Source organism: Streptomyces sp. NPDC059897 (genome assembly GCF_042730865.1).
Classification (GTDB): domain Bacteria; phylum Actinomycetota; class Actinomycetes; order Streptomycetales; family Streptomycetaceae; genus Streptomyces.
This window is the reverse complement of record NZ_JBHWKQ010000003.1, coordinates 126549-133420: the sequence shown is the minus strand read 5'-3', so window position 1 is coordinate 133420 and position 6872 is coordinate 126549. Positions and strand designations below refer to the sequence as shown.

The 6872-nt window shown below is 72.5% G+C and carries 5 protein-coding genes; all 5 read right to left on the bottom strand.

All coding sequences use genetic code 11. The features are described from left to right. Positions 1 to 1185: 1185 nt before the first annotated feature. Positions 1186 to 1791, bottom strand: coding sequence for a hypothetical protein (locus ACFV9W_RS05070; RefSeq protein WP_385755726.1), 606 nt, complete (start codon positions 1789 to 1791; stop codon positions 1186 to 1188). A 7-nt stretch (positions 1792 to 1798) separates the two neighbouring features. Beyond that, positions 1799 to 2998 (bottom strand): cyclic dehypoxanthinyl futalosine synthase, encoded by a 1200-nt coding sequence (gene mqnC / locus ACFV9W_RS05065; RefSeq protein WP_385755724.1) that lies wholly within the window; start codon positions 2996 to 2998, stop codon positions 1799 to 1801. Between the two features lie 77 nt (positions 2999 to 3075). Further along, a complete protein-coding gene (locus ACFV9W_RS05060; RefSeq protein ID WP_385756040.1) occupies positions 3076 to 3789 on the bottom strand; it encodes a prepilin peptidase in 714 nt (237 codons plus the stop codon). A 25-nt stretch (positions 3790 to 3814) separates the two neighbouring features. After that, entirely contained in the window at positions 3815 to 5512 is a 1698-nt protein-coding gene (locus tag ACFV9W_RS05055; protein WP_385755722.1) for a protein kinase, read from the bottom strand. A 288-nt stretch (positions 5513 to 5800) separates the two neighbouring features. Beyond that, positions 5801 to 6652, bottom strand: coding sequence for a menaquinone biosynthetic enzyme MqnA/MqnD family protein (locus ACFV9W_RS05050; RefSeq protein ID WP_385756039.1), 852 nt, complete (start codon positions 6650 to 6652; stop codon positions 5801 to 5803). Positions 6653 to 6872 lie beyond the last annotated feature (220 nt).

Here is a 6872-nt window from a genome sequence, read left to right as displayed (position 1 = left end):
CGGAGGGGGCGGGCGGGTGGGAGATAGGCGGGGGGATGCGGGCATCACCTGCGGGCGGGGGCGGCAGATTGCCCAACGCCGGCGCCGCCCTCACCACCCCGGCCCGGACCCGTGGCGGACCACAGATCACCCAAGGCGGGGACCGCCCTCGCCGTCCCCGGCGAGGACCCGTGGCGGATGGCGAACTACCCCAGGCAGCACGGCACCCCGCGACGCCGACGCCCCCGGAGGGGGCGGGCGGGTGGGAGATAGGCGGGGGGATGCGGGCATCACCTGCGGGCGGGGGCGGCAGATTGCCCAACGCCGGCGCCGCCCTCACCGCCCCGGCCGGGATCCGTGGCGGACCGCAGATTGCCCAGGACGAGGGGCCGCCCTCGCCGTCCCGGCCGGGGGCCCGTGGTGGGCGGCGGACTGCCCACGGCGGGGCGGACTTTGTCGTCCCCGGCGGGGTAGCGGGCCTCGCGGCAGGTTGCCCAAGGAAGTGGCGGCGCCCGGGGGCCGTGGTCAGCGGGGCAACCTCGCGGCACCAGGCAGGCAGTCTCGGTGGCGGCGGAATGCCACGGTGGAGGCAGCCCACACGGCCCCGGGCAGGAGCCCGCGATTGACGGCGAACACCCGAGGCAGGGGCAGCCAACCCACGCCGCCCCGCGTAGAGACCCGCAATTGACGACGGATCACCCTCAGGCGGTGGCGCCACCCCGCGAGGCCGACGCCCCCGGAGGGGGCGGGTGGGTGGGAGATAGGCGGGACACGGGGGGGGGAGGCAAGCGCGCAAGGACAGGGCCAACGCCCGCGGGTGGGCGGAACGATCAAGCGCCGCCCTGGGACGAGAACCAGCGGGGTCCGAGGAGTCAGGGGGTCCGAGGAGTCAGGGGGTCCGGGGAGGCAGAGCCCCGGGCTTTCAAGCCCCGCCGGCGACTGAGGCGGGGGAAGCAACACCAGTGCAGCCAGATCAGCCCCGCCGGCGATTGAGGCGCGGGGATCGGGGCAGAGCCCCGCGACCGTAACGCCGGTGCGGCAGGACAAGACCAGCCCCGCGACCAGAACGCCGGTACGGCAAGACCAGACCAACCCAGCCCAGCCCCGCGACCAGAACGCCGGTGCGGCAAGACCAGACCAACCCAGCCCAGCCCCGCGACCGCAACGCCGGTACGGCAGAACACACCCGGTCCCCCGGCGGAGCCGTCAGTGGGAGCGGTATACCAGCCACCCACCGACCACCGTCGCCACACACGTGGTCGGCCCCTGGCCCACCAGTTCCGCGCGGTCCGCCACGTCGAAGACCGCGAAGCGTGCCGGGCCGCCGACCGTCAGGGGCGGCAGCAGGACCATGGGCCGCGGGGACAGCGACACCGGCCCCGGCAGCCGGTCGGGCCGGGCGCCGAACGCGAGGCCCGCGCGGCGTGCCACCTCGAGGACCGCCTTGGAGCGGAGCTCACCCGCGAGGGCCACCGTCCCGTGCGCGAACAGCCGCTGCACGCCGCGCCGGGCGCTCGCGCCGAGCCGGGACGGGTCCGTGCGGAAGATCTCCCGCGCCCGTTCGCCGCCGATCGGCACCGTCCCGTACGTGTCCGCCTCACGCGGATCCGGGTGGTACGTGTGCTCGAGGATCTCGGGACCGTACGGGTTGAGAAGCCCAGAGGTGAGGATGCCGGGCCAGCGCCGCACCCGCGCCTGCGACGGGGACTCGAGCGCCGCGACCAGCTCCTCGTACGGGCCGAGCGCCTTGATCGTCTCGCCCTCGACGAGGACGGCCGCCCCGTCCGCCTCGGTGACGTGAAGTGTCGCCAAGGCGGGCTCAGTTGGTGGAGACGAGCTTCAGCTCGGGGTGAGCCGTCCCGCCGTCGATCGCGGTCGACGAGATGTGCGAGGTGACGCGGTCGTCGACCGGGTCGTTCGCCGGGTCGTCGTGCACGACGAGGTGCTCGTACGTCGTGGCGCGCTGCGCGGGGACGCGACCGGCCTTGCGGATCAGCTCGATGATCTCCATGCGGTTGGAGCGGTGCTTGGCACCGGCCGAGGAGACCACGTTCTCCTCCAGCATGATCGAGCCGAGGTCGTCGGCGCCGTAGTGGAGCGACAGCTGGCCGACCTCCTTGCCGGTCGTCAGCCAGGAGCCCTGGATGTGCTGGACGTTGTCCAGGAAGATCCGGGCGATCGCGATCATCCGCAGGTACTCGAAGAGCGTCGCCTGCGTGCGGCCCTTCAGGTGGTTGTTCTCCGGCTGGTACGTGTACGGGATGAAGGCGCGGAAGCCGCCCGTCTTGTCCTGCGTGTCACGGATCATGCGCAGGTGCTCGATGCGCTCGGCGTTGGTCTCGCCGGTGCCCATGAGCATCGTGGACGTCGACTCGACGCCTAGGCGGTGCGCCGTCTCCATGATCTCCAGCCAGCGCTCGCCGGACTCCTTGAGCGGGGCGATGGCCTTGCGGGGACGCGCCGGGAGGAGCTCGGCGCCCGCGCCCGCGAAGGAGTCGAGACCGGCGGCGTGGATGCGCTGGATCGCCTCCTCGACCGACACCTTGGAGATGCGGGCCATGTGCTCGACCTCGCTCGCACCCAGGCTGTGGATGACGAGCTGCGGGAACTCCTTCTTGATGGCCCCGAAGTGCTCCTCGTAGTACTCGACGCCGTAGTCCGGGTGGTGTCCGCCCTGGAACATGATCTGTGTGCCGCCGAGCTCGATCGTCTCCGCGCAGCGCCGCAGGATGTCGTCGAGGTCGCGCGACCAGCCCTTCTTGGTGTCCTTGGGGGCCGCGTAGAAGGCGCAGAACTTGCACGCCGTGACGCACACGTTCGTGTAGTTGATGTTCCGCTCGATGATGTACGTCGCGATGTGCTCGATGCCCGCGTACTTGCGGCGGCGGATCGCGTCGGCGGCGGCGCCGAGCGCGTGCAGCGGGGCGTCGCGGTAGAGGGCGACGGCCTCCTCGGGGGTGATCCGCCCACCGTCGGCGGCGCGGTCGAGGACGGACTGAAGCGCGGCCTTCTCGGTCACCGGGCGAGCCCCTTTCGAGGATTCTGACGAGTCCGAGCTGGAATCTCGACGAGTCTGAGCTGAAATCTCAGCGTACGTCAGGCCCCCAGGCCGCCCAGCAGAACCCCCGCGAGGGCGCCCAGAATCATGAAGGGGCCGAAGGGGATCTCGGTCCCGCGCCCGGCTCGCCGTGTCACGACGAGGACCAGGGCGTACAGGCCGTTGAACAGCACTCCGGCGAACGCCCCCAGGAACAGCACGCCCCACCCGTACCAGCCGAGCGCCGCGCCGAGGCCCACCGCGAGCTTCACGTCCCCGAAGCCCATTCCCCTCGGGTAGGCGAGGAGCAGCAGCAGGTATCCGCCGCCGAGGCCGAGCGCGCCCCACAGGGCGCCGCTCCACGCCCCGCCCGCCTCCGGCAGCAGCGCCGCCGCGCCGAGCGCGAGCACGGTGAGCCCGGCGAGCGGCAGCGTGAGCACGTCGGGCAGCCGCTTCACCGCGAAGTCGACGGTGGCCAGGAGCACGCCGAGCGGCGCGATCAGCAGCCAGGCGCCCAGTTCGGGGCGGGTGCCGGTGGCGGTGGCGAGCAGCGCGCAGACGAGCGCGGTGACGGCGGCGAGCCCGGCGGCCCGGGGCCCCGGCCTCCGCCCCAGCCAGCCGCGGGCCGGGCGCCACGGCTCTCCCGGTTCGACGGACAGCCGGTAGGCGGGCCGCGGCAGGAGCAGCCCGCAGGCCGCGCCCCACAGCGCGGCGAGCACGACCAGCACGAGAGGCGCACCGGCCTCGGTGGCGATCAGCGGTCCCCCTTGCACCACGCCTCCCCTCCCCCCCTCTACCTCAGCCGCTCTTGACCCGGTCCAGGTCCGCCGTGGGATTGCCCGCGGCCGGGTAGTGCGAGGTGTACTTGAGGGACGCGCCGGACCGGGTGAGGCGCACGGTGTGCGGGCCCTTCGCGCAGGTGCCCGGGTTGCCGGGGGCGGCCCTGCCGTCGGCGACCAGCGCCTTGCCGTTCACGGATTTCAGGGTCAGTACGTCGACGCACTGGATGCCCAGCGGGTCCGTCGACGTCACCTTGCCGACCTGCTTGCCGGTCTTGGCCTGCTTCAGGTCGACGCGGAACGTGCCGAAGGAGACCCCCGCCTGCCTCGCGGGCCCGTCCCACGCACCCAGGTAGAACTTCGGCACGCCCGGCGCCTTCGGCGCGGCGGACGAGGCGGGCCCGGCATCGCTCGCGCTGCCCTGGTCACTGCCTCCGCCCCCGCCCGGCAGTACGTTGAACAGGACCGTACCCCCGACGGTCACCGCCGCGAACGCGCCGGCCACGGTCAGCGCCACCGTGCAACTGACGCGGCGGCCCCGGCCGTTCGGCTTGTCGGGCGTCGAGTTCGCCGTCACGGACACCGACAGGCGCCCCGGCGCGGCGTCCTGCTTCGGCACCTCGGTGGGCGGCCCTTCCGTACGGGGCGTGGGCACGGGCGCGTACGAGGGGTCCGGCGGCCCGAAGACGCCCGCGGGCCGCGAACTCCCGGCGACGGCGGGGCTGCTGAAGTCCATGGGCCCCGAGTGTGGGACGTCGGCCAGGGGCCCGGAGTGCGGGACGTCGGCCGAGGGCGGCCCCGTATGCGGGAATTCGGCCGGCGCGCCCTCCAGGTCCAGGAGCCGCACCGCGCCCCGCGAGACCTCCTCCACCATCGGGCCCGGGAGCCACCCCGCCCGGACGAGCCGCGCCGCGCCGTCCGGGGCGAGGCGCCGGGCGATCTCCTCGGGAGCGGGGCGCGCGGCCGGGTCCTTCGCGAGGCAGGCCGCGACGACCTCCCGCAGCTCCCCGGTCAGCGAGCCGAGTTCGGGCTCCTCGTGGACGACCTTGTAGAGCAGCGCGGCCGACGAGTCACCGGGGAAGGGGGACGACCCCTGGCCCGCGTACACGAGGACCGCGCCGAGGGAGAAGACGTCGGCGGCGCCCGTGACGCTCTTGCCGAGGATCTGCTCGGGCGACATGTAGCCGGGCGAGCCGATGGAGACGCCGGTGGAGGTGAGCGAGGCCGTTCCGTCGGTGGCGCGGGCGATGCCGAAGTCGATGAGCCGCGGCCCGTCGAGGGTCAGCAGCACGTTCGACGGCTTGACGTCGCGGTGCACGAGCCCCAGGCCGTGCACGGCGGCGAGCGCCTCGGCGAGTCCCGCGCCCAGGACCCGTACGGAATGCTCGGGCAGGCCGGTGCCCTCGCCCGCGGCCTGGGCCAGGGAGGGGCCCGCGACGTATCCCGTCGCCACCCACGGCACCTCGGCGTCCGGGTCGGCGTCGAGCACCGGCGCCGTCCAGGCCCCGCCGACCCTGCGGGCCGCCTCCACCTCGCGCTTGAAACGCGCCCGGAATTCGTCGTCGAGCGCGAAGTGCGGGTGCACGATCTTCACGGCGACGGTGCGTCCTCCGGCGCTGCGGCCCAGATAGACCCGGCCCATGCCGCCCGAACCGATCCTGCCGAGCAACCGGTAGGGCCCCACGGCCGTGGGTTCGCCGGTCTGAAGCGGCTGCATGATGCGGACCTCCCCCGTGTGCACGCACGCACCAGCAGCGTAGCCCCGCGCCTCACCCGCGCACATGCCTCTCGATCGCACCGGAGCACATCCGGAACGCACCGGGAACGCACCGGGAACGCACCGGGAACACATACGGAACGCATCGGGAGCACACGGAAGCGCGGGGCGGATCACTGTGAATTCATGCCGAATTCACCCCTCAGGTGCGGAATTCCCGTACAAGGTTCCGGGAATCCCGCGCCGGAGAACACCGCGCCCCACGGGCCACGGCGCGTACAGGGGAATTCACGACATCAGCAGCTCGACCCGTACATCCGCGGGAAATCCCGTCGTCGGGCCGACCCGCCGCGCGAACTCCGTGACGCCTTCCAGCTGCGCGGACCCGAAGCGGAAGTCGAGCGTCGTGAAGTACTCCTCCAGGACCTTCTCGTCGAAGACCTCCCAGCGCGCCGCCTGCTCGGCGACCTTGGCGACCTCTTCGAGGGACAGATCGCGCGAGGCCAGGAACGCCTCGTGCACCTTCTGCGTGATCTGCGGTTCGCGCTCCACGTACTCCTTGCGCGCCGCCCACACCGCGAAGACGAACGGAAGCCCCGTCCACTCCTTCCACAGCGCGCCCAGGTCGTGCACCTCCAGGCCGAGCCGCGGGGCGTCGTGCAGATTGGCCCGCAGCGCCGCGTCCCCGATGAGCACGGCCGCCTCCGCGTCCTGCATCATCAGGCCCAGGTCGGGCGGGCACGTGTAGTAGTCGGGCTGGACGCCGAAACGCTCGGACAGGAGCAGCTGCGCGAGCCGCACCGACGTGCGGGAGGTGGACCCGAGGGCGACACGCCGGCCGTCCAGCTGGTCGAGGGGGACCTGCGAGACGATCACGCAGGACATCACCGGGCCGTCGCAGCCCACGGCGAGGTTCGGGAACGCGACGAGGTCGTCGGCCGCCTTGAGGAACTCGACGAGGGTGATGGGACCGATGTCGAGGTCGCCGTTCACCAGCTGCTCGCTCAGTTTCTCCGGCGTGTCCTTCGTCAGCTCGAAGTCCAGGAGCGAGCCCGTCCTGGCAAGTCCCCAGTACAGGGGCATGCAGTTCAGGAACTGGATGTGGCCCACTCGCGGACGGGTGCGCCGCGCGGCCTTCAGGGTCTCGGGAGAATTGTCCACATCGCGAGACTAAACCCCATGCGGTACGGTGCGGGCTCCGGGTCCGGCACGCCCTTGGGTCAACCCTCGCGGCGCCCCGATCAAACCTGAGGGTGACGTGATCTTGCCCTCTATTGCATTCCGCTGCCTGCGTGCTAGGCTCGCCGCAAGTTGCAGTTTGGTTTCCCTTGCAGTACAGAGCCTGCGGAGCATGTGACCG